Below are 21176 nucleotides of genomic sequence, written 5' to 3'. Positions count from 1 at the left end.
GCAACACTAACCGGCCTTTCCTGGCCGTCTTGTAGCCGCCGTCTTTGCAGCCCGCTCAAAGGCCCGTCCCGCGCGCTTTCCTTGGGGGAAGCACGCGGGGCGGGCCTTAGCCGTGCCCCGGGAGATAATTCTGAGATGCCGCCGGTCCAAGGCAAACAACAGAGGAGGGTGCCGTGAAGTCCGTAGTCCGGCAGGTTCGCGCCCTCCACCGGCTGGAACCCGCGAACAACGACCACCTGGCCGCGCTCCGCGTTGCCCTGAGCGTCGCCGTCCCATCCCTCTTCCTCCTGGCCCTGGGCCGTGCGGACCTGATCATCTACGCGGTTTTCGGCGCCTTGACGGGAATGTATGGACGGTCCGAATCGCACCAACTGCGCCTTCGGCACCAGTCTCAGGCGGCCCTGGTACTCCTCAGCGGCGTAGCCGTAGGCGTTTTCCTGTCCGTCAACCAGCTCCAGTCCTGGTGGTTGGTGGCTGTCGAGGCGGTGCTCGCGGGAGTCGGATCAGTGTATTCGGACCGCGTGAAGCTCAAACCCAACGGCCCATTCTTTGGCATCCTGGCCCTGGGCGCCTGCGCGTCGGTCCCCCTGGCGGTCCCCTGGTATGCCCCCCTGCTGATTGCGGCAGGAGCAGCAGCTTTCTCCATGATGGTGGGCTTCGCCGGGTGGGTCCGCGGCCGGGCCTGGCAGGCGGGCGCCGCACGGGACGTCCTCTCCCTCCGCGGTGCTGCCGGCCGTGCGGCTGCCGTTCATGCGGCCAGGTACACGCTGGCAGTCGGGCTGGCCGGAACCCTCGGGGTGATGAGTGGCAGCGGGCACCCGCATTGGGCCATGGCGGCTGCTGCCGTCCCATTGGCCGGTGCCGACCTCCCGAGCCGGGTCCGGCGCGGCATCCACCGCATTGTGGGGACATTCCTCGGGCTGGCCGTCACCGCCGTCGTCCTTGTTCCGGCGCCTTGGTCCTTCGCACCGCTTTTCGTTGCCCACCAAGTGGCTGTCCTGGCCATCCTGGTGATCGTATTCCAGTTCAGTACTGAGCTTTTTATGGCGCGGCACTACGGCCTGGCCATGGTCTCCTTCACGCCGGTGATCCTCCTGATGACGCAGCTGGCAGCGCCTATCGACCCCTCCCTGCTCATCCTGGAGCGCGGAGTGGAAACGTTCGTGGGCGCGCTTGTAGGCATTCTGGTGGTGGTGGCGGTGAGGACCCGACCAGCCGGAGTTGCTCCGCTATTTAGCCTTGCGCGCCGGGCCCGTGAGTAGCCTGTCCGGCAGCACCCGCGCCGCCACGGCCACAGCCTTATAGCGTTTCGACGGGATGGACACAGCCTTGCCGCGGAGGTTGTCCGCCAATCCTTCACGCACTACCCGCTCGGCTGTCAGCCAGGTCCAGGCCGGCGTCACCGATTTGTCCGCCCCCATCCGGTCGTGGAACTCGGTGTGCGTGAAGCCCGGGCACACCGCCGTGACCTTCACACCGCGCGGTCCGTAGGCCACGTTTGCCGAGCGGCTGAAACTGAGCAGCCACGCCTTCGCCGCCGCGTAGGTTCCGCGCGGGAGGAATGCGGCAATACTGGATACGTTGATGATCCGGCCGGAACCGCGTTCGAGCATGCCCTGAAGCGCGGCGTGGGTCAGTTCCATGGCGGACTCCACATGCAGTTTCAGGTGCTGCTTCTCCGCCGAGATGTGGCTCTCCTCGAACTTGTCCAGCAGGCCGGTTCCCGCGTTGTTAACCAGGACGCCCACCGGGCTTTCCACGGCGGTGAGGCGTCCGACGACGGCGGCCACACCGGCGTCGTCCGTCAGGTCCGCGGGCAACACCTCAGCCCTGATCCCGTACCGCCGTTCCAGGTCTGCCGCTGTTTCCTGGAGCCGGGCCCTATCCCGGGCCACCAGCACGAGGTTGTGGCCTTGGGCCGCCAACTGCCGGGCGAATTCGGCGCCCAGGCCTGCGCTGGCTCCGGTGATCAGGGCCGTGGTGGTTTTCGTCGCCATCCTTTGAGACTATCCCGACGGATTTTGCACCATCATTCCCGCCTGGCCCCGGACACCGCCCGGAAATGCTGGGCGGGCCGGCCGAAGCCCTCGAATGATGGTGCAGAATCCGACGCTATGCGAACCGAGCCAGCGGGTTGGCGAGCCGGCCTGCCATCTGGAGCCCGCCGGACGGGTCGGCCAGGTCAAGCATCTGCTGGTTGTTCCGCAGCTGCAGCCGGTTCAGGCATGACAGTTCAAAGTCGGCGGCGAACAGGTCGTGGCGGGCGAATTGGTCCGCGAGTTCGGGGTGTTCGGCCTGATAGTCCTGAATGACGCGGGCGGCCGTGCCCCAGAACTCCTCCTCGTTGAGCTTCCCGTCCTCCACCAGCAGTGCACTGAGGAACCGGAAGATGCAGTCGAAGACGTCGGTGAAGATGGCCAGGACTTTTTCTCCGTCGGGGATATCCGCGCGGATCCGCGACACTTCCTCGGGGAGGTCCAGCCGGTCGCCCATCACCACGATTTCCTCGGCGATGTCCTTCATAACTGCCCGGATGGGCACACCGTCCTCAAGCACCAGGATCACATTCTCGCCATGCGGCATAAAGGCGAGTTCGTACTGATAGAGGCAGTGGACCAGCGGGACGAGGTAGGCCTCGAAGTAACGGCGCAGCCATTCGACGGGTTCCAGGCCGGAGCGTTCGATCAGGGCAGACACCATGGGCCGGCCGCCGGAGTCGACGTGCAGGAGCGAGGCCATGGTGGCGAGCTGCTGGCCGTCGTCGAGCAGCGGGAGCGGACTTTCCCTCCACAGCGCGGACAACATCTTCCGGTAAGGCGAGCCCTTGGCGGACGCGGCCTCGTAGTAGCTGTTGTGGTAACCAATGGCAGCGATCTCGCTGATCATGGCCAGGCCCCGCTTTTGCAGGGCCTCGTCTGAACGGATCAGGTCCTGCAACCAGTCGTTGATGGCGGGGGTGGCCTTCATGTACTGCGGTGAGAGCCCGCGCATGAAGCCCATATTCAGCACGGACATCGCGGTCTTGACGTAACTCTTTTCCGGGGCGCTCGTGTTGAAAAACGTGCGGATGGACTGCTGGGCCTGGTAGCTGTCAGTTCCCGTCCCCAGGTGGATGATGTGCTGCTGGGCGATCTCGGCAGCGAACGTGACGGTGAGCTTGTTCTCCCACTGCCACGGATGCACGGGCATCAGGAGATACTCGGCGGGGTCAACGCCCTGGGCACGGAATTCGGCGTCGAAGGACTGCAAGGCACCTGTGCCAAGTTCGGCCTCCAGGTGCACGCGGTAGTCCAGCCCGGCGCTGGACGTGAAGACCGCCTGGCTGCGGTGGACCCCGATCCATTCCAGCCGGACGGGCGCCCCTGTCTCAGGGGCAAAGGCCCGGTAGTCGCTGATGCCAAAGCCCAGCCGGCCATTGTTGGCCACGAAGCACGGATGGCCCTCGGTCATGCTGCGCTCGATAGCCTGGAAATCGGCTGCTGGATCGGTTCCGCCAGTGACTCCGGCAACCAGCTCCCGCGCCGAGGGCTGTCCCAGCCACTGCTTGTAGGAGTGGCCGGCGAGGGTGCTGCTGATCTCCTCCAGGTAGACCGGGAGCATCTCCTCGCGGATCCCCAGGGTGTCCTTGAACTCGGTGATGAAGCGCAGCGCATCCGGGGCAGCGTCCGCGCCACTGCGGGTGCAGCGAATAGAGGCGGCGTCCACCGACCAGTGCTCCAGCTCCAGCACGCGTGCGGTGAAAGAGTAGGAGGTTGAACCGTCGTCGCTGCGGACCACGTAGGCCGCGGGCTCAGCCGGGTCTGCAGGGCGGGCGCCGGCGCCGGAGGCGGCGCCCAGCCGCTGCGGCTCCAGGATGCGTTCGTGCAGGAATTCGGCGAGTGCCTTGCGGACAAGGTGTCGGTTGGCCACAGCCCAGCGCTGCGGAGCGAGGTGCGGCACGGTGTTGGCGGTGTTCACTGCCTCGGGCCCAAAGGCGTCCTCTCGTGCGGCGAGGCCGATATCAGCGGTTGGGCCGCTGGCAGCGGCGTTGTCCAGCTCGATGGTGGTCACAGTGTGGCTCCCTGGGGGATCGGGGCGGAAAGGTCTTGGGGGTTGTGGAGCGCTGCGCGGGCAGCGGAGTAGTCCTGGCGGGTGCAGAAGCTCAGGAGCGCTTCCTTGTCCGGCAGCGTCACTACGCCAGCCGGTTGGAAGCCCAGCCGCTCATTGAGGACGTGGATTTTGGTGTTCCGGGCATCGGGCTCCACCACCACGCGCTCCACGCCGGGCTTCTGGAACAGTCGGTCCAGGACGGCGTCCATCACGGAGGCGGTATACCCCGGTGTGGGACCTCCCGACGGCGGCGCCACCAGTAGGTGCATGCCGATGTCGCCCTCCTGGACGGCATAGGCGGCGGCCAGGGGCGAGGACGACGGACGGTACTCCTCCATCAGGAACGCGGGAACACCGCCGTCGAGCCCCAGCAAGGCGTGGTGGTGCCCGCTGGACTGAATCTTCGAGTACTCCTCCACAACGCCCTCGACTGTGGAGGACAGCATCCCCCAGAACGATGCGTAGGGCTGGGTAACCCAGCTGTGCAGGAGGGGTGCATCGGCGACGGCGTCAACGCAGCGGAACGTGAATCTCATGCGGACACCCCTGCTCTGCCTGTTGCGGGCACGTCGGCCGGTTCGGGCAGGCTAGCCGGGGCGCCGAACTGCTGGAAAGCGATGCTGCGCTCCACCGGGTAGACCTCGCGGCCCGTCATTTCGCGCAGGATGCACGAGTTTCGGTAGGCGGCCATGCCCAGGTCCGGGGTAACAAAGCCGTGCGTGTGCAGCTCGGCATTTTGGACAAAGATTTCGCTGGGTTCGACGCCGGTGCTGTAGTTGCGTGCCACGGCGAACCGGCCGGCGGAGTCACGGGCGATCCGGTCCTGGATGCCGGAAAGGAAGCCCGGCTCCCTGTAGGTGTAGCCGGTGGCCAGGACCACGGCCTCGCTGTCCAACACGTACTCGGCGCCCTGTTCCTCGTGCCTGAGGTGCAACGTGTGGGCGCCGGCGGCCGGATCCCAAGCCGCACCCGTCAGCGATGAATGAGTCAGTAGCTGTGTGTCCACCATCCCGGAAAGGCTCTTGGTGTAGAGGAGGTCGTAGATGGCGTCGATCAGCTCGGAGTTGATGCCCTTGTACAGGTTCTTCTGGCTCTTGATGAGGCCGTCGCGCTGGCCCTGCGACAATCCGTGGAAATAATCCACATACTCCGGCGAAGTCATTTCCAGCGTGAGCTTGGTGTACTCCAGCGGGAAAAACCGCCCGGACCGGGTGACCCAGTTCAGCTGGTAGCCGTGGACATCGATCTCCTGCAGGAGCTCGTAGTAGATTTCCGCGGCGCTCTGGCCACTGCCCACGATGGTGATGCTGCGCCTGGCCTGCAGTTCACTCTTCCTCAACAGGTAGTCGGCGTTGTGGAGGACAAGTCCCCCGCCTTCCCTGGCCGCGGCTGAAACTATTCCGTCACAGGACGCCGGTACGTACGGCGAGGTGCCCGTGCCGAGCACCAGCCGCCGCGCCAGCAGCACCTCAGGCCCATCCGGACCTTGCACCGAAAGCCTGTACACGCCGCCGTCGTACGTTATATCCAGCACAGTCGTGCTAAAACGCACGGACCGCAGCTGGCCGGCCACCCACTGGCAGTACTGGTTGTACTCGGCGCGCAGAGGATAGAAGTTCTCGCGAATGTAGAACCGGTAAAGCCGCCCGGTCTGTTTGAGGAAGTTCAGGAAAGTATACGGCGAAGTGGGATCGGCCAGCGTTACCAGGTCCGCCATGAACGGCACCTGCAGGTGGGCCGGCTCCAGCATCATCCCCGGGTGCCAGTCGAAGGACTCGCGCTGTTCCAGGAAGACGCCGTCCAGCCCGTCCACCGGTTCGCTGAGGGCGGCGAGGCCAAGGTTGAAAGGTCCGACGCCGATGCCGGCGAAGTCGTAGATGCGCGGGTCAGTACGCGGGTTGTCAAGGGCGCTCATGCGGAAGCTCCCGCAGTGCTGGTGTTGGTGGCAGCGTTGGCCAACAGCTGCGCGCCCGTGCGGCGAAGCAGTTCGACGATCTCGCAGATATCCCCCAGGGTGGCCTCCGCGTTGAGGAGCGTGAACTTCAGGTAGTGCCTGCCGCCCACCTTGGTGCCGGCCACTACGGCCTGCCCTGAGGCGAAGACTGCCGCGCGAATGGCCGGATTGAGGGCATCAGCAGCATCCTCGGAGAGCCGCTCCCCTCCGACAGCACCAGCACCAGCGGGAGCGCCCGCGGGAGCGCCCGCCACCAGCGGCCGGTACCGGAAGACCAGCGTGCTGAGCTGCGGGTTGGCGGCGAGCTCAAAGTCGTCGTCGGCCGCCAAGACGGAGCCGACCCGGGCGGCGAGGTCGATCGCTTCGTCAAACAGGGCGCCGATCGCGTCCGCGCCCATGATGCGCAGGGTCAGCCAGAGCTTGAGCGCGTCAAACCGGCGCGTGGTCTGGATGCTCTTGTCCACCTGGTTGGGGATCTCGGCCAGGGCCGCGCTTTCCGGGTTCAGGTAGTCCGCGTAGTAGGTGACGTGCTGCAGCATGGTGCGGTCCCGGACGAGCAGGGCGCTGGAGCTGACCGGCTGGAAGAACGTCTTGTGGAAGTCCACGGTGACGGAATCGGCCAGGCGCGTCCCGTCCAGCAGGTGGCGGTAGCGGTTCGAGACCATCAGCCCGCCGCCATAGGCAGCATCAACGTGGAACCAGGCCCCGTAGGCGCGGGCCAGCGCGGCGAGTTCTGCGAGCGGATCCACGGCACCGAAATCAGTGGTCCCGGCGGTGGCCACTACCGCCATCGGCACCAGCCCGGCGTCGTGCGCTTCCGCCATGGCCTCGGCGAGGGCGGCGGGGTCCATCTTGTGGTCCGCGGCGCATGCGACGGAAGTGACGGCGTCGAACCCCAGGCCCAGCATCGACGCTGACTTCTGGATGCTGAAATGGCTGTCGGCAGACGTGAAAATACGCAGCTTCTCCAGTAGCGCGGGCAGCCGGAGCCCGGTGTTGGCCGGCTCCTGGCGCAGGCCGGCAACGGCGTGGTTGCGGGCGATCAGCAGGGCCTGCAGGTTGGACTGGCTGCCGCCGGAGGTAAACACGCCGTCGGCAGCAGCCCCCAGCTGCAGCCGCTCGGCCGTCCAGTCGATGAGCCTGCGCTCGATCATCGTGGCGCCAGCGCTCTGGTCCCAGGTGTCCATCGAGGAGTTCACCGCGGAAAGGATGGCTTCGCCTACTAGCGCCGGGATCACCACGGGACAGTTCAGGTGGGCAGCGTACTTGGCATCGTGGAAGTAGATGGCGTCCCGGAGGTAAACGGACTCCAGCTCCTCCAGGGCGGCGGCAGTGTCCGGGAGCGGCCGGTCCAGGTCGACGGCGCCGATGCGCGCTTCCATTTCGGCAGGTCCGACGCCGGTGAACGGCCGTGTGGTGCGGTCCAGTTTGGTGGCAACGGCATTGACACCCTGCAGTACCTGCGCCACGTAGCGCGTGGAGTTCCGCTTGTTGAACAGATGGTTGGTGGCAGCGAGGGCAAGCTCCACGCGGGAGCCGAAATCCTGTCCGGGCAGGGCGTGGCTCACCTGGTTCTCGTCCACGTACATCTCATCAACACGGGGCAGCAGCGGCACGGTGGTCATCCTTAAGTCGACGTTGGGGGTCTTTAGCAAGGTAAGCCTTACTTAGGCATGCCTTTTCGTCAAACTTTTGTGACCTATTTATCGAAACCGCACCAATCCAGGGACTTTCAGGATCCGGAGTGCGTCATTGACTGGCGGACCTTGGCCAACAGGGGCAAAATACTCCCCGCTCGAACTGGCGGGCACCTTGCTCAGAGGTGGACGTGAAGGGCCTTGCCTGCACGTTCGCGCGTGGAACGCTTGGCCGAGGCGGCGCGGGAGGGGCGCACCGGATGGGCGGGGTCCGTGGGCTGGTTGGGATGCTCCACCATGGCCGCCTTGGCGGCGTCACGCCGGGCCGCAGCGCTGTCGGCTGCGGAGTGGATGGGGCACACCGGCAGGTAGACCGGCTCCAGGAGTGTCAGGCGGAAGTCATCGGCCTCCTCGAGCGCCGCAGCCGCGGCGAGCCCCATCGCGTGATGAATGGCCGCATGCTGCCCTGACTTATGCGAGCCCGGACTGGCGATGTGGCGAAGGTGCGCCAGGACACCGGCATCCAGGTGGATGGCATGCCGCAGGTCCAGGGCTATCTCGGGGGCGGAAGCCAGGCGCTGCGCCCGGAGGAGCAGGTGAAGCAGTGCCGGAAAATTACTCTGTGTCAGGCAGCCGCCAACATCTACGCTGATGTTTCCCGGGTCCACATCAACGTGGACAACAATTCGAAGCTTGTGATGGGACAGTTTGTGGCTCATGGCGGTCTCCGCATAGGTGCCGGGGGCCGGCTGCATGGCCCACCATCGACTCTACAAAGATGTCGCGCAGGTCACAATATTGCGCCTCCCCATTACGGTGCGTCGGGTGGACAAGCCGTAGCCAACGCCCCAATAGCGTCGGTTCTTTAGTGCCGGACGGGGCCTAAACTGGACTATGGACCCATCAGCGCTGAAAGCGCTCCGTCACGGCGACGACGCCGTGGTGGAACAGCTCCAGAACATCGTCATCGACAGCAGGGACGTGAACGAATTCCTGCACGAACTGTGCGACTACGCGGCCCGCGCCATTTCGGAGTCCATGGAGCTTCCGGTGGTGTGCGCCGTGACGCTGAGCAGGCGGCACCGGACCACCACGGCTGCCTGGAGCGACCCTCGGGCCAAGGTGATGGACGAAATCCAGCACAACCATGGCGCCGGACCATGCCTCCATGCCATGAACGCCGGCATCACGGTCCTTGTCCCTGACACCCGGCATGACAAGCGCTGGCCGGAGTATGGCCAGGCCATCGCGCAGCTTGGCCAGCTCAGTGTGCTCGCCGTTCCGTTGACTCTGGACGGTGATTCCAAGGCTGCCCTGAATATTTTCGCCCCTGACGTGAACGCGTTCGGCTCAGCCGCCATCGAAGATGCCGAGCTCTTTGCCGCCCATGCCCAGAGCTCGCTCCGGCTTGCTGTCCGGGTTGCCGCCGGCCAACAGCTGGCGGCGGATCTCAGGGCGGCCATGGAGTCCCGGACGGCAATCGACCTCGCGGCCGGAATCATCATGGGACAGAACCGCTGTTCCCAGGAGGAGGCGATGGCCATTCTGGTCAGGGCTTCCAGCAGCCGCAACCAGAAGCTCCGCACCATAGCCGAGCAGTTGGTGGCGGCAGTCGCCCATGAGGCTCCGGTCACGCATTTCCACTAAGCGCAGGATCGGTCGGGCGCAAACTCAAGTACGCGCCGTGCCACCTGACGTCCCGTGGCTAAGCGTCCTCGGGCCAGTCGATGTATTGTTCGTAACCCTCATGCTGGCGGAGATAGCCGGCGATGAACGGGCAATGCGGGATGATCCGTTTGCCGGAGGCCACCACGTCATCCAGTGCGAAATGCGCCAGCACTTTGCCAAGCCCCTGGCCTTTGAACTCCTCTGCGGTCTCCGTGTGTGTGAAGTCAATGTGCCCTGGCCGGTCCCGGAAAAAGGACTGCACAGCTACCTTCCCGCCGACCCGCAGCTCATAGCAGTGGTGGGCGTCGTTCCGTGCAAGCGAAACGTCGGGGCTGAATTCGTCCTCGGTGGAAATCATGTTCTCCGTCATGGTTCGACACTGGCACTACTTGGCCCTGCTGGCAATGGCCCGCCCGGCTGCCCGCCGGACAACCCTCCGGACGACCCGTCGGACAATCCGTCCGACAACCCATCGGACAATCCGTCCGACAATCCGCCACGCTCCGCCGCACCGGCGGGCACCCGTTCCGGCATCCTGCCGAGCAGCAGCACGGCGAGCGCGAAGCACGCCGCTCCCCCGCCGAGGAGGCCCAGCGTGAGGCCGTTGAACGCGGCGTCGGCCACCGGAATGAAGACCACGACGGCGGCCGTCACCACCGCTGCGGCGGGCCGGCCGCGGGTGTGGACAGACGCCGTCGGACGTTCCTCAAGGCGGCCGAAGGCGCCCATGACCGGAAGCAGCAGGGTAACGACGCCCAGGAGTACCAGCGGCCGCGCCCACCACCACGCGGCGGTCCCCGCAGCCGGCTTGGGGAAGTCGGTAAGCAGGAGCAGGCCCGACATGGCCACAAGAAGGGGCAGGTGCCAGAGGTAGACGGTCATGGACCGGCGCCCGGCAACAGACACCAGGGCACGCACCCAGCGAACCCCTGCCACCCAGTGGAGCCCGGGACGGACCATCTCAAGGAAGGCAGCCTGGGCTACGCCCAGCAGGAGCAGGCAAAGGTTGGGTGGATTGAGGTTCACCAGCATGTTTCCGGAATAAAGCCCCAGTCCAGTGAGGACCCCCAGCACCAGGTTGGCCGCAACGATCAGGCCCACCAGGGAGGAACGGGACAGCTTGGCGAAGTGGCCGTCCGCCATCAGGAAGCCCAACTGCTGCACGGCGCACCACAGGAACACCAAGTTGGCATATGCCAGCGAAGGCAGGACGCCGCGGAAGCAATCAACCGCCACCACCAGGGCCGTCAGGCCAACCAGCGTCAGCCACGGCGCCCGGTCATGGAAGCGGGCCAGCAGGGGAATGTTCAGCTGTGCAGCCAGATAGGCGGCCAGGAACCACAGCGGCATGCCCGCGCCGGCGGTCATCAACTGGATCACCTGGGGGTCCACACCCAGGAGCAGTGCCGCCCAAAGCCCCAGGAACATGCAGGCCAACAACGCGGTCGCCGGCCGGACCAGGCGGAGCAGGCGGGACTGGGCGAACTCGAAGCCGGTGCCGCCCCGGGCCTTGAGCCGCCGCCAGGACTGCAGGCCGGTGGTCCCGCCCGTGACGAAGAACAGCGGCATCACCATGAAGATCCAGATGACGGGCACGAACCAGGTCTGCTCCCCGAGGGTGTTCTCGGTGGTGACGGTGCCGTCGCGGTGCAGGACCGGGCTGACCATCATGCAGTGGCCCACGACCACCAGGGCCAGGCAGAAGAAGCGGACGAGGTCGATGCCGAGGTCGCGCGTGTTCGCGGGCTCGTGTTGCGGGGATGCCCCCTGCTCCTTCACACCACTCACGTCCGGTCCTGAAACTCCCGAAGTTGCTACTACCTACATTCTGCGCCTGTATGGGTGGCTTGGCGGCTGATCGGCGCCTGGCGGCGCGTCAGGAAACCACGGCCAGCAGTCCCAGTACGACGGCGAGCAGCGGAGTGGCGCCCTGTATGGCGGCGGCACGGAGGTACTTTCTCCCGCTCAAGGCGAGCACCACGGCGGCCAGCAGCATGGATCCGCAGCAGCTGAAGACCAGGGTCCACCCCACTATGGACGGCGCCGACCCCTCGGCAGCGAAGGCTGCGCAGCCGATGCCGATGAACGCGCCGATGGCCAGGAACAGGTTATAGAAACCCTGGTTGTACGCGAGCGGCCTGGTGGTCTCGGCGTCCGCCTGGGACGCAAGCCCGAAGCGCTTCCAGGTGGCCGGTTTGGTCCAGGTGAAGGATTCCATGGTGAAGATGTAGACGTGCAGGGCTGCGGCGATGAACGCAAAAAGGAGGGAGGCCAGGATCATGGCATGATCCTAGCCTCCCGTTCCCTCAAAAGACGGCTGGAGCGCCCCGCAGGAACTCTCAGCGGCTGAGCATGCCCAGCGCCGACGTCGCGAACTCCCTGGCGGAGGAGTTCCAGTGGCCCAGCAGGCCCTGCAGGTTCTCGCCGTCGGCACGGTGCACCGGCAGCTGCTCCTGGAGCGTGGCCAGCACGCCGGTCCGGAGTTCGGTGTTGAAGTTCACCTTGCCCACGTTCATTGCGGCGGCCTTCACCAGCTCCCCTGCCGGAATGCCGGAGGCGCCGTGGAGCACCAGCGGGATGTGTGTCCGCACGGCGATGCCCTGGAGGACGTCCCAGCGCAGCTGCGGCTCGCCCTTGTACTTGCCATGGACGTTGCCCACGGCGACGGCCAGCAGTTGCGCGCCGGTCCGGGCCACAAAGTCCTCCACCTGGGCGGAGTCCGTCAGGCCAGCCACAGCCACGCCCGCTTCGTCCGCGCCGAAGGCCCGGTCCTCGTCGCCGGCCAGGCCACCGAGTTCGGCTTCGAGCACGACGTCGGCACCCACCAATGCGCGTGCCGCCCGGACCAGCGCAATGTTGTCCTCGTACGGAAGGGAGGAGCCGTCCGCGAGGACCGAATCCGCCCCCGCGGCGACGGCGTCGGCCATCACCGACAGGTCCGAGGCGTGGTCCAGTTGGACCGCCACCGGAACGGACGCACCATCAGCCAGGCCGCGGAGCGCGGTGATCAGGCGCAGGCCGTTGGACGTGCCCGCGGTCTTGGGGGCCACCAGCAGGATGACCCCGTGGCCCGCGTCTTCGGCCGCGCCCACAACAGCCAGGGCGGTAGTGAAGTCGTAGCAGGTGAACGCGGGAACAGCCGATCGCCGCTGCAGGGCGGAGGTGACCAGAAGGTCGAGTCGGGTGCGCATTAGACGCCCAGGCCTCCCACCAGGATCCAGGCCACGAAGGTCAGGAGGAAGCCTGCCAGGCCCAGGATGGTGGTGAGCACGGTCCAGGTCCGCAGGCCGTCGGAAACGGTGAGTCCGTAGTAACGCACTACGGTCCAGAAGCCGGCATCGGTCACGTGGGACAGGCCGAGCGAGCCGAAGCCGATGGCGATCACGATGACGGCGATCTGCGCCGGGGAGTAGCCGCCTTCCATCACGGCGGAGGTCAGCAGGCCGGTGGTGGTGACGATGGCGACGGTCGCCGAACCCTGGGCTGCGCGCAGGGCGAGGGAGATGACAAAGCCGAGCACGATGACCGGCAGGCCCAGGTGGTCAAGGGTCTGGGACAGCGCGGCGCCGATTCCGGAAGTGCGGAGGACTTCGCCGAAGACGCCGCCGGCGGCGACAACCATCAGGATGGAGGCGATGGGAGGCAGCGCGCCTTCGAAGATTTCGCCGGTCTCCTTCAGCGACCAGTTGCGGCGGACAGCCAGCAGGAAGAAGGACAGCGCAACAGCCACCAGGAGGGCGAAGAACGGGTTGCCGATGAAGGCCGCGAGGCCGTACCAGGAGTTGTCTTTGGGGATGGTGAGGGTACCCATGGTGCCGATCAGGATCTGCACGATCGGCGCGGCGATGAGGAAGATGATCAGGGCCGGGCGCGGCGGGGCGATGGCTGCGGCGCCGGGGCCATCGTGGCCAACCTTCACGAGGGAATCGGAACCGAACTCGTCCACCTGGGCTTTGACCGAAGGCAGCAGCTCGTAGTCCTTGCGGTTCATGATGCTGGCAACCCAGTAGGACAGGAAGCCGAGCGGGATGCAGATCAGCAGCGAGATGAGGGTAATGAGCCCGATGTCGGCCCCGAAGACACCGGCACCGGCGACGATGCCCGGGTGCGGAGGTACGGCCACATGGATGGCCAGCATGATGCCGGCCATCGGCAGGCCGAACTTGACGGGGTGGACGTTGGCGATCTTGGCGAAGGCGTAGACGATGGGGACCAGCACGATGATGCCCACCTCGAAGAACACGGGAATGGCCACCAGGAAGCCGACGGCGGTGAGGGCCACCGCCACACGCTTGGCACCCAGCTTCTCGGTGAAGTGCGAAGCCAGGGACTGGACACCGCCGGAGACCTCGATCATCCGGCCCAGGACCGCGCCGAGGGCGATCAGCAGGGCCACCTTGCCCATGGTGCCGCCCACGCCATTGGCCACAACGGTGAAGACGTCCTTGAGCGGGATCTGTGCGGCCACGGCCACCAGGATGCTCACGGTCAGCAGCGCCACGAAGGCCTGGATTTTGAAGCGGATGATCATCACGAGCAGGATGGCGATGCCAACGGCGGCGATGGTGAGGAGCAGCGGGGTGCCAAGCTCTACTGCCGGTTTGATAGCTGGGGCGTCAGCCGCCCGCAGTATCAGGGGGTTCATCAGGTGGTTCATGACGGTGTCTCCTTTGACGAGCCAGTCTTCCAGAAGACGGGCGATCAGGCGCTAATTATTTCTGTCGGGGGAACGCTGGGAGGTTCGACGACGGCGGAGGGGGGACCGCCGTCGTCGGGCTTGAGGGGAGGTACTTTGGCGGTTGTGAAGTTGGGTGCCTAGGCGGTGCGCTTGGTGGGCGCAACAACCTTGATGACGGCGGAGTCGTCGGAAGCGGCGAGGCCCTGGGCCTGGCCGAGAAGGTAGAGCTGTTCGGCAGCGGCGGCGACCGGCGCAGCCAGGCCGGCGGCGCGGGTGGCCTTGCCCACGATGCCCATGTCCTTGACGAAGATGTCCAGGCGGGACAGGACCTCGGCGCCTTCCTCGGTGTAGGCCTCCAGGATCCGGGGGCCGCGGTTGGAGAGCATAAAGGAACCTGCGGCGCCGGCTTCAAGGGCGGCGAGGGTCTTGGCCTGGTCCAGGCCGAGGGCGTCGGCGAGGGCCATGGCCTCCGCGGCGGCAGCGATGTGGACGCCGCAGAGGAGCTGGTTGACGGTCTTAAGGGCCTGTCCATCGCCGGGCTTGTCGCCCACCACGGTCAGGGTTGAGGCCAGGAGTTCCAAGGCCGGGGCGGCTTTTTCGCGGGCTTCCGGGGACGCGCCAACAACGATCAGCAGGTCGCCTTCGCCGGCACGCTTAGGGCCGCCGGACAGCGGTGCGTCCACCAGTTCCACACCGTATTCGGCCAGCTGCGCGACGGTGGCCGGGATGGCCTCGGTGCCGACGGTGCTGCCCAGGATCACGACGGCGCCCGGCTCCAACACCGAGGCCACACCGTTCTCGCCGAAGAGGACGTCATTGAGTTGTTCACCGTTGCGGACGGCCAGGAGCACGGCGTCGGCGCCCTTGGCAGCTTCGCGGGCGGTGGCGAATGTAGCGATGCCTGCTTCTTCGGCGAGCTTCAGGCGGGGTTCGGCGATGTCGAAGCCGTGGACGGTCAGCTGGGACGCGAGGCGCGTGGCCATGGGCAGTCCCATGGCTCCGAGGCCCAGGACGGTGACGGTGTAGTTGCTGGTCATGGTGTTCTCCGTTGAATGTGTGCGGTATCGGTGGAGCCGGCGGGCGTAAGCGGGGACTAGAAAGTGTTGCTGAGTTTGCGGGTGACGTCGGCGAGGGACTGGTCATCGCCCACGTTGCCGGCGAAGACGATGTACGGGATGCCCTTGGCGGGCCCATCCACCGGCTCCCAGAGGGAGACGATGCCCGGCAGCATGGGTCCGCGGACAATGGCGTGGCGGATTTCCAGGCCGTGGGCGGCAACGTCGGAGGACGTGATGCCGCCCTTGGCGATGACGAACCGCGGCGGGAAGGTCTTCAGGGTCCGGTTCACCACCGCGACGACGGCGGAAGACACCGTGCGTGCGATCCGGAGGCTTTCGGCCGGGCTGTCGGTTTTGATCAGCAGCCGGCTGGTGTGGACGATGACGTCGCCGGTGCGGAGTCCGTCCACGACTGCGTCCACCGTCTGGTCCAGGTAGGCGTCCGCGGCTGTTTCGGTTTCGGCGGCCAGCAGTTTCTCGACGTCGATCTCGAAGATGTGCGCGGCGCTGTGCTGCTCGGTGAGAGCCTTCAGCTGCCGGGTGGTGACCCCCACGTGGGAGCCAACAACGATCAGTCCGCCGGCGAGGGACGGGGTGTTGCCGGCGTAGGCTTCGGCGCCACTGAGCTCGGCGCGGATTTCCTGGCCGATCCGGGCACGGCCAAACGGCGGGCCGACGCGGTAAAGCAGCTTCTTGCCCCGCCGTTCGGCTTCGTCCAGGCCCAGGGACAGGGCGCGGAGGTCGTTTTCGGTAACAATGTCCGCCACGATCGGGGTGGAGTTGGTGGCGGGTTCAATGGCATCCGCGATGGCGTTCGCAGTGGCCCGCGGATCGGTGGAGGCGCGGATGATGTTCAGGTCCAGGACAATGACGGAATCTGCCGCAAAGCGTCCCTGCGACTTCTCCTCCACATACTTGGACATGTCCGAGTTGGCGAAGCCGAAAGTGGCATCCCTGGCAAATTCGGTCTCGGCTACCGGCGTGAGCTTGCCGGCGTCCTCCCCGGTGCCGCGCATGTAATGCACGCCGCCGATGGTCACGCGTCCGGCGTCGGGGAAGGCCGGGACGAGCACCACTCCGTCGGTGGCTTCTCCGCTGACCTTGGCCACGGTAGCGGCGATGACATCGGGTTCCAGCGGGTAGTGGCCGCGGAGGGTGGAGTCACTGCGGCTCACGAACCCTAGGCGGAGGCCGGAATCGTCCGACCCGGCGGCGGCGAGGGCATTGCGGACCACTTCCTCGTTCCGGGCTGCCGCTTCGGCTGGGTCCAGGCTGCGGGTATTGGTGAGGACGTAGACAGCGGCCTTGGCCTGTCCAAAGGCCCATACGAAGTCTTCGATTTCCCAGCGGGTCAGGACGGGCAGATCCGCAACCGACTGGGTCCCGGTGGGGTCGTCGTCGAGCACCACCAGCATGCGTGGAGATTCGGCGCTGGACGCAGCCACGGCGTCAGCCACCAGTGCTGCAGGGATCCGGACTTCGGCCGGATAGGCGGCCAGGACTTCTGCTTCAAGCGTCATGCTGCACTCCATTGTGGGTGAAATCGGTGGTGAGATAGATATTTGTAAGATGTCTGACATCTAACATTTAGGAATAGTGTGACACAGCACATTGGAGACGCGCAAGTAGACTTGTCAGACATATTTGCCACGGCCGAGCAGGGGAAAACATGGCACGGAAATCACTGGTGGACGTCGTAGCCGACGAGCTTCTGGACCGCATCATTGCAGGCGAGTTCCCACCTGGATCCAGCGTGCCCGGGGAGCTTGAACTTAGCGCCAAACACGAAGTCAGCCGGATGACCGTCCGCGAGGCCATGAAGACCCTCGAGGCCCAGCGGATCCTTAGCGTTGAGCGGGGCCGTGGGACGTTTGTGAACCCGCTGAACCGATGGGCTTCCCTGGAGGCAGTATTACGGGCGGCGTCGGAGGGCAAGAACGAGGCCGACGCGTCGGTCCAGCTCATCGAGCTCCGCAGGATGCTGGAGACGGGGGCCTGCGAGCTCGCTGCAGGCAGGATCGGCGATGCCGATATCCAGGCGCTTTACGGATGCGTGGCCGCCATGCGGGCAGCCAACCAGGCCAACGACCTCCCCGCGTTTGTCGAGGCGGACCTGGCGTTCCATGACCTGATACTGCACGCCTCCGAGAACGTTTTCGTGGCAGTGCTCTTCGAACCGTTGCACCGGGTCCTGGCGAAGCGTCGGGCCGAAACGTCTGCAGTGCCGGAGATCCAGGTCCACGCGATCGCCCACCACCAGAACATTGCAGAAGCCTTGGAGTCCCGGGACGCCTCCCGTGCCCGCCAAGCCATGGACGACCACATGCAGCAGACCCTCGATGACCTCAAGAACCTCGTGCTGGGCGCGCCCAGGGCTTAGAGATTAGGGAGTTTTGACGCTTGGCTATTTCGCCCGTGGCGCGGCAGTGGTGCCACGAACCACCAGTTCTGTAGCAACTTCCAGCGCAACCGGAGCCGCCGGCCCCTGCTGCTCGAGCTGTTCGGCAACGATGCCCACGGCCATGGACGCCAGCTGGGAGAGCGGCTGGCGGACGGTAGTCAGCGGCGGCGACATCAGGGCGGCCTGAGCGATGTCATCGAAGCCCACAATGCTGATATCCCCTGGAATCTTCAGGGAACGGCCAGCGGCGGCGTTCATGACCCCGAGCGCCTGGAGGTCGTTTGCGGCGAAGATCGCCGTGGGAGGCTCCGGCAGGTCCAGGAGATCCCCGCCGTGGCGGACGCCGGACTCAATACTGAAGTCGCCATCGCGCACCAGCTCGGGCAGGACGGGCAGCCCCGCCTCGTGGAGTGCGGCAGCGTACGCCGCATACCGTGCGCGGCTGTGTCCGGATCCGTGCCCGCGTCCGGTGATGATCCCGATGCGGCGGTGGCCCAGCTCCAGCAGGTGTCCCACCGCGGCGAGCGCTCCGGAGAACGACGCCGGGCTGACGCTGGGTATGGTGAGGCCCTCGGCGCCTTCGGGATCCACCGCCACCGCGGGAATGTTCAGGCTCCGCAGTGTGGTCACCAGCCGCGAGCCGCGCCGTGGAGCGAGCAGCACCACGCCGGCGAGCCGGTTGGCCGAAGATTCCCGCAGCTTCCGCCAGTTCTCGGCCGTGGCGTGCTCTGCCCGCGTATAGACAATGGAGTAGCCGAGCCGCGAGGCAGCGGCCTCGGCGCCCTCCATGATTTCCAGTACCCAGGGCGAGTCGAAGTTGTTAACCACCAACTGCAGCAGCCCCGGCTGATCCGCCGGGACGTTGCGTTTGGTGTAGTCGAGGTCCTCCAGGGCCTGGCGCACCTTTGCCCGCGTTGCCTCGGAAACGTGCGACCGGCCGTTGAGTACTTTCGACACGGTGGGCACCGAAACGCCTGCTGCTGCAGCCACATCTGCGATCTTGGGGCGCGGAGTGGCTGTCAACGGTGCGGTCCTTGCGATCATCTGGAAGCGGCGGCGGCATAATGCGGGGCGACTCTCCGGCGTGCCGGCGCAGCCTCCACCCGCACGGGTCCAACGATAACACTGCCCCTTTCCTGCGAGCCCAGCGGTGACGCGGCGAAAATGCCCAGTTCGGCGCCGATCCACTTGCCCTCCACCACGTCGAAGTTCCAGCCTTGGACTTCCCACGGCTTTCCCGGCCCGGTCCGCCAGGCAAAAGTGGAGCGAGGGGTGGCATCAGTGCGGATCTGGAGCTCGATCCGCGGGCCGTCCAGCGGTATCTGCCGGCTTGGCCGCTCCTCACACGGCCCTTCCCCGCCGGTGCCGCTACCCAGCACGTAACCGTCCGCGGTCCGTATGATTCCCAGCCAGGCATACTTCTGGCCCAGGACCACGACGCCGGCCCGGGTGCCGGCCGGGACGCCGTCCACTTCCAGCGTTGTGGTGAAGGTGGACGGGGTGCCCGGCAGGATTTGGCCGAGTACGTTGGGCAGTTCGCGCAGGTTCACGGGGTCGTTGGCCTGCGGGCGGAGGACCAACTGCCCTCCCCCGCCTTGGAACGACCACGACTCGCGCGGGTTCGCTTGCCAGTGCCACTGCGGCCCGAGCCACCGCGAGTCGAAGCCGTCGCTGGACGGAGGTGCCACGTCTTCCTGCGAGGTTCCCGCTGGATAGGGGTGGCTGGCCACCGGGGTTCCCGGTCCGCCGTCGTCCGCGGGAGTTCCCATCCAGGGCCAGCCGTCCGCGCCCCACCCCATGGGCTGGAGGTGGACCACCCGGCCGTAGGGGCCACGGTCCTGGAAGTGCAGGAACCAGTCCTGGCCCTCGGGGGTGGTGACCCAGGCGCCCTGGTGGGGACCGTTGACGTTCGTCTCGCCCTGCTCGAGCACCTTGCGCTCCTCGTACGGGCCGAACGGGGACCGGGAGCGGAAGACCGATTGCCAGCCCGTGGCTACGCCGCCGGCCGGCGCGAAGATCCAGTACCAGTCGCCGCGCTTGTAGAACTTCGGTCCTTCCAGGGTGGTGTAACCCGGGAGGTCGGCGCCGTTGATCACGTGGGTTCCATGGTCCAGGAGGCGGCTCGCATCCGCGGCCATCCGGTGGACGGTAAGCCGGTTCTTCACCCCGACGCGGCTGTGCGCCCAACCGTGGACCAGGTAGGCCTCACCGTCCTCGTCCCACAGCGGGCAGGGATCAATGATGCCGCGGCCAGCGTAGAGCAGGTGCGGGGCACTCCACGGCCCTTCTGCCTTTTCCGCGCTGAGGACAAAAATGCCGTGGTCCGGGTCCGGATAGAAGATCCAGAAGCGCCCATCGTGGTACCGGAGGGCCGGGGCCCATACGCCGCTGCCGTGGCGCACCAGGGAGTAGTGGCTCCCCTGGGGCAGTTCGGGGAGGGCATGGCCGGCATGCTCCCAGTCCACAAGGTTCCGGGACTTCAGCACGGGGAGCCCCGGCACCCTGTTGAAGCTCGACGCAATCAGGTAGTAGACGCCATCCACCTGAATGGCGTCGGGGTCAGGCCAGTCGCCGTTGAGGACGGGGTTGCTGTAGAGCGGGGTGGGACGCGGGGTAGTCATGATGTCCTGTCGGTTGCGCCGGGGCGGCTGAGTCGGGGGTGCTGGTGGAGGAGTTCCAGGGCGCGGGCGGGAGTTGTCACCGCTCCGTCGTGGATGACGGCGTGCAGGCCAAGCCTGAGGGGAGTTTCCGCGTCCACGTGTGCGGGTTCAGACCAAGCTGCGGCTGGTCCCGCCCCCAAGTAGCCCTCCGTCCGGATGAACCACGGAAGCTGGTGACCGGGGTCTTGCCCGAGCACAACGCTGACGGGTCCGCCCTCGAGCCGCATGGTGACCGACAGCCAGGGTGAGCGTGAGCCGTGCGCGGCGTCGGCGCCGGTGCCGGCGTCGGAAAGCACAACCGGGTCATCGCTGCCGCGGGGAAACCGCCAGAAGATGCCGCCATATCCGGCGCCTGCCCTGCCCTTGACGGCCGACGACGACACCGCCAGCCGCTCGACGCGCGCCGCCGGACGGATCACCGAGGACAGTGACAAGCTCCAGCTCCCGGGCTCCGGATGGGCAAACTGCTGGATGTGCCGCTCCTCGGCGGCGAGCTCGTCGCCTGACGCGGACTTCCACAACACGGCGCCGGACTCCCCTGCCTCGTCCGTTCCTGTGGATGAGCGCCAGTCGTGCGGGAACTGCGTTCCGTGGTTGGACAGGAGCACCGGCCCGCTGGCGGCCGTGAAGGTGGAGCCGCCCCAGAAATTGGTTCCGTTGACGTCGGAGAAGGCGACGGACAGGCCCAGGTGGTGTGGGTGATCGGCCGGTCCGGCTTCCGTGACGGTGGCGCCGCCAAGGGACAGCACCGGGTGGAGGTAGGGCCTGGGCGCACTGCCGGCGGGCAGCTGCAGTCCGGTGCAGTGGGTGACGAGCGGCGGGACCTGGTCCGAAGAACCGGGGGCCGCAGCTGACGGCGTGCTGTGGATAGCCAAGCGGACCTCCTGGTTGGGTGGCGTGTCCGGGATGTGTGGATCAGCATAGCTATGGCGGAAATATTCGGCAAGTAGTACAGAAAGTTTCTGTTGAAACGAAATCAATGACTTTCGAAATTGTGTTGACAGTCACAGCGTTTTCTTGCTAGAAATCGT

The 21176-nt window shown here is 66.3% G+C and carries 19 protein-coding genes; 3 read left to right on the top strand and 16 right to left on the bottom strand.

Going from position 1 to position 21176, the window contains the following annotated elements; translation table 11 throughout:
- Nucleotides 1-173: 173 nt before the first annotated feature.
- Nucleotides 174-1262, top strand: a complete 1089-nt coding sequence (locus tag V9L17_RS05445) for an FUSC family protein (protein ID WP_337350742.1) — start codon at nt 174-176, stop codon at nt 1260-1262.
- On the opposite strand, the gene V9L17_RS05440 is transcribed toward V9L17_RS05445, so the two are convergent.
- From V9L17_RS05440 to V9L17_RS05415, 6 genes are all read right to left on the bottom strand, one after another.
- Nucleotides 1230-1997 (bottom strand): SDR family NAD(P)-dependent oxidoreductase, encoded by a 768-nt coding sequence (locus V9L17_RS05440; RefSeq protein WP_337350741.1) that lies wholly within the window; start codon nt 1995-1997, stop codon nt 1230-1232. The genes V9L17_RS05445 and V9L17_RS05440 overlap by 33 nt on opposite strands.
- Before the next feature lie 115 nt (nt 1998-2112).
- On the bottom strand, nt 2113-3957 hold the full coding sequence (locus tag V9L17_RS05435) for an IucA/IucC family protein (RefSeq protein WP_337350779.1): 1845 nt from the start codon (nt 3955-3957) through the stop codon (nt 2113-2115).
- A gap of 89 nt (nt 3958-4046) precedes the next feature.
- Nucleotides 4047-4625 (bottom strand): GNAT family N-acetyltransferase, encoded by a 579-nt coding sequence (locus V9L17_RS05430; RefSeq protein ID WP_337350740.1) that lies wholly within the window; start codon nt 4623-4625, stop codon nt 4047-4049.
- On the bottom strand, nt 4622-6004 hold the full coding sequence (locus V9L17_RS05425) for a lysine N(6)-hydroxylase/L-ornithine N(5)-oxygenase family protein (protein ID WP_337350739.1): 1383 nt from the start codon (nt 6002-6004) through the stop codon (nt 4622-4624). The genes V9L17_RS05430 and V9L17_RS05425 overlap by 4 nt, the downstream gene beginning before the upstream one ends.
- On the bottom strand, nt 6001-7632 hold the full coding sequence (locus V9L17_RS05420; protein ID WP_337350778.1) for a pyridoxal phosphate-dependent decarboxylase family protein: 1632 nt from the start codon (nt 7630-7632) through the stop codon (nt 6001-6003). Before V9L17_RS05420 ends, V9L17_RS05425 begins: the two co-directional genes overlap by 4 nt.
- A gap of 227 nt (nt 7633-7859) precedes the next feature.
- Nucleotides 7860-8399, bottom strand: coding sequence for a hypothetical protein (locus V9L17_RS05415; RefSeq protein ID WP_337350738.1), 540 nt, complete (start codon nt 8397-8399; stop codon nt 7860-7862).
- A 175-nt stretch (nt 8400-8574) separates the two neighbouring features.
- Between V9L17_RS05415 and V9L17_RS05410 the strand changes: the two genes are divergently transcribed.
- Entirely contained in the window at nt 8575-9327 is a 753-nt protein-coding gene (locus V9L17_RS05410; RefSeq protein WP_337350737.1) for a GAF and ANTAR domain-containing protein, read from the top strand.
- A 58-nt stretch (nt 9328-9385) separates the two neighbouring features.
- Here V9L17_RS05410 and V9L17_RS05405 read toward each other — a convergent pair whose 3' ends face one another.
- The 7 genes from V9L17_RS05405 to V9L17_RS05375 form a co-directional block, all read right to left on the bottom strand.
- Entirely contained in the window at nt 9386-9718 is a 333-nt protein-coding gene (locus V9L17_RS05405; protein WP_337350736.1) for a GNAT family N-acetyltransferase, read from the bottom strand.
- Nucleotides 9715-11136: an acyltransferase family protein gene (locus V9L17_RS05400; RefSeq protein WP_443198004.1), complete on the bottom strand. Its 1422-nt coding sequence runs from the start codon at nt 11134-11136 to the stop codon at nt 9715-9717. The genes V9L17_RS05405 and V9L17_RS05400 overlap by 4 nt, the downstream gene beginning before the upstream one ends.
- A gap of 88 nt (nt 11137-11224) precedes the next feature.
- Entirely contained in the window at nt 11225-11629 is a 405-nt protein-coding gene (locus V9L17_RS05395) for a DUF1304 domain-containing protein (RefSeq protein ID WP_337350735.1), read from the bottom strand.
- Nucleotides 11630-11687: 58 nt separating this feature from the next.
- Nucleotides 11688-12539, bottom strand: coding sequence for a class II fructose-bisphosphate aldolase (locus V9L17_RS05390; RefSeq protein ID WP_337350734.1), 852 nt, complete (start codon nt 12537-12539; stop codon nt 11688-11690).
- Entirely contained in the window at nt 12539-14005 is a 1467-nt protein-coding gene (locus tag V9L17_RS05385; protein ID WP_337345556.1) for a GntP family transporter, read from the bottom strand. Before V9L17_RS05385 ends, V9L17_RS05390 begins: the two co-directional genes overlap by 1 nt.
- A 158-nt stretch (nt 14006-14163) precedes the next feature.
- Nucleotides 14164-15063, bottom strand: coding sequence for an NAD(P)-dependent oxidoreductase (locus tag V9L17_RS05380; protein ID WP_337350733.1), 900 nt, complete (start codon nt 15061-15063; stop codon nt 14164-14166).
- Nucleotides 15064-15119: 56 nt separating this feature from the next.
- A complete protein-coding gene (locus V9L17_RS05375; RefSeq protein WP_337350732.1) occupies nt 15120-16604 on the bottom strand; it encodes a four-carbon acid sugar kinase family protein in 1485 nt (494 codons plus the stop codon).
- A gap of 149 nt (nt 16605-16753) precedes the next feature.
- Here V9L17_RS05375 and V9L17_RS05370 point away from each other — a divergent pair, with 149 nt between their 5' ends.
- Entirely contained in the window at nt 16754-17464 is a 711-nt protein-coding gene (locus tag V9L17_RS05370; RefSeq protein ID WP_337350731.1) for a FadR/GntR family transcriptional regulator, read from the top strand.
- Nucleotides 17465-17488: 24 nt separating this feature from the next.
- Here the strand turns inward: V9L17_RS05370 and V9L17_RS05365 are convergent, their stop codons facing one another.
- The 3 genes from V9L17_RS05365 to V9L17_RS05355 are packed head-to-tail and all read right to left on the bottom strand — an operon-like array spanning nt 17489 to nt 21020.
- Nucleotides 17489-18508 (bottom strand): LacI family DNA-binding transcriptional regulator, encoded by a 1020-nt coding sequence (locus V9L17_RS05365; RefSeq protein ID WP_337350730.1) that lies wholly within the window; start codon nt 18506-18508, stop codon nt 17489-17491.
- Between the two features lie 17 nt (nt 18509-18525).
- Entirely contained in the window at nt 18526-20106 is a 1581-nt protein-coding gene (locus V9L17_RS05360; RefSeq protein ID WP_337350729.1) for a glycoside hydrolase family 43 protein, read from the bottom strand.
- Complete coding sequence (locus tag V9L17_RS05355; RefSeq protein WP_337350728.1) at nt 20103-21020, bottom strand: PmoA family protein; 918 nt, start codon at nt 21018-21020, stop codon at nt 20103-20105. The genes V9L17_RS05360 and V9L17_RS05355 overlap by 4 nt, the downstream gene beginning before the upstream one ends.
- Nucleotides 21021-21176 lie beyond the last annotated feature (156 nt).

This window comes from Pseudarthrobacter sp. CCNWLW207, from assembly GCF_037203945.1.
In the GTDB taxonomy this organism is placed as follows: Bacteria; Actinomycetota; Actinomycetes; order Actinomycetales; family Micrococcaceae; genus Arthrobacter.
This window is presented reverse-complemented; position numbering and strand designations above follow the sequence as displayed.

Coding starts and splice junctions, on each gene's coding strand:
- V9L17_RS05440 (WP_337350741.1), bottom strand. CDS start 1,997: ATGGCGACGAAAACCACCACGGCCCTGATCACCGGAGCCAGCGCAGGC.
- V9L17_RS05430 (WP_337350740.1), bottom strand. CDS start 4,625: ATGAGATTCACGTTCCGCTGCGTTGACGCCGTCGCCGATGCACCCCTC.
- V9L17_RS05425 (WP_337350739.1), bottom strand. CDS start 6,004: ATGAGCGCCCTTGACAACCCGCGTACTGACCCGCGCATCTACGACTTC.
- V9L17_RS05420 (WP_337350778.1), bottom strand. CDS start 7,632: ATGTACGTGGACGAGAACCAGGTGAGCCACGCCCTGCCCGGACAGGAT.
- V9L17_RS05415 (WP_337350738.1), bottom strand. CDS start 8,399: ATGAGCCACAAACTGTCCCATCACAAGCTTCGAATTGTTGTCCACGTT.
- V9L17_RS05410 (WP_337350737.1), top strand. CDS start 8,575: ATGGACCCATCAGCGCTGAAAGCGCTCCGTCACGGCGACGACGCCGTG.
- V9L17_RS05405 (WP_337350736.1), bottom strand. CDS start 9,718: ATGACGGAGAACATGATTTCCACCGAGGACGAATTCAGCCCCGACGTT.
- V9L17_RS05395 (WP_337350735.1), bottom strand. CDS start 11,629: ATGATCCTGGCCTCCCTCCTTTTTGCGTTCATCGCCGCAGCCCTGCAC.
- V9L17_RS05390 (WP_337350734.1), bottom strand. CDS start 12,539: ATGCGCACCCGACTCGACCTTCTGGTCACCTCCGCCCTGCAGCGGCGA.
- V9L17_RS05385 (WP_337345556.1), bottom strand. CDS start 14,005: ATGAACCACCTGATGAACCCCCTGATACTGCGGGCGGCTGACGCCCCA.
- V9L17_RS05380 (WP_337350733.1), bottom strand. CDS start 15,063: ATGACCAGCAACTACACCGTCACCGTCCTGGGCCTCGGAGCCATGGGA.
- V9L17_RS05375 (WP_337350732.1), bottom strand. CDS start 16,604: ATGACGCTTGAAGCAGAAGTCCTGGCCGCCTATCCGGCCGAAGTCCGG.
- V9L17_RS05370 (WP_337350731.1), top strand. CDS start 16,754: ATGGCACGGAAATCACTGGTGGACGTCGTAGCCGACGAGCTTCTGGAC.
- V9L17_RS05360 (WP_337350729.1), bottom strand. CDS start 20,106: ATGACTACCCCGCGTCCCACCCCGCTCTACAGCAACCCCGTCCTCAAC.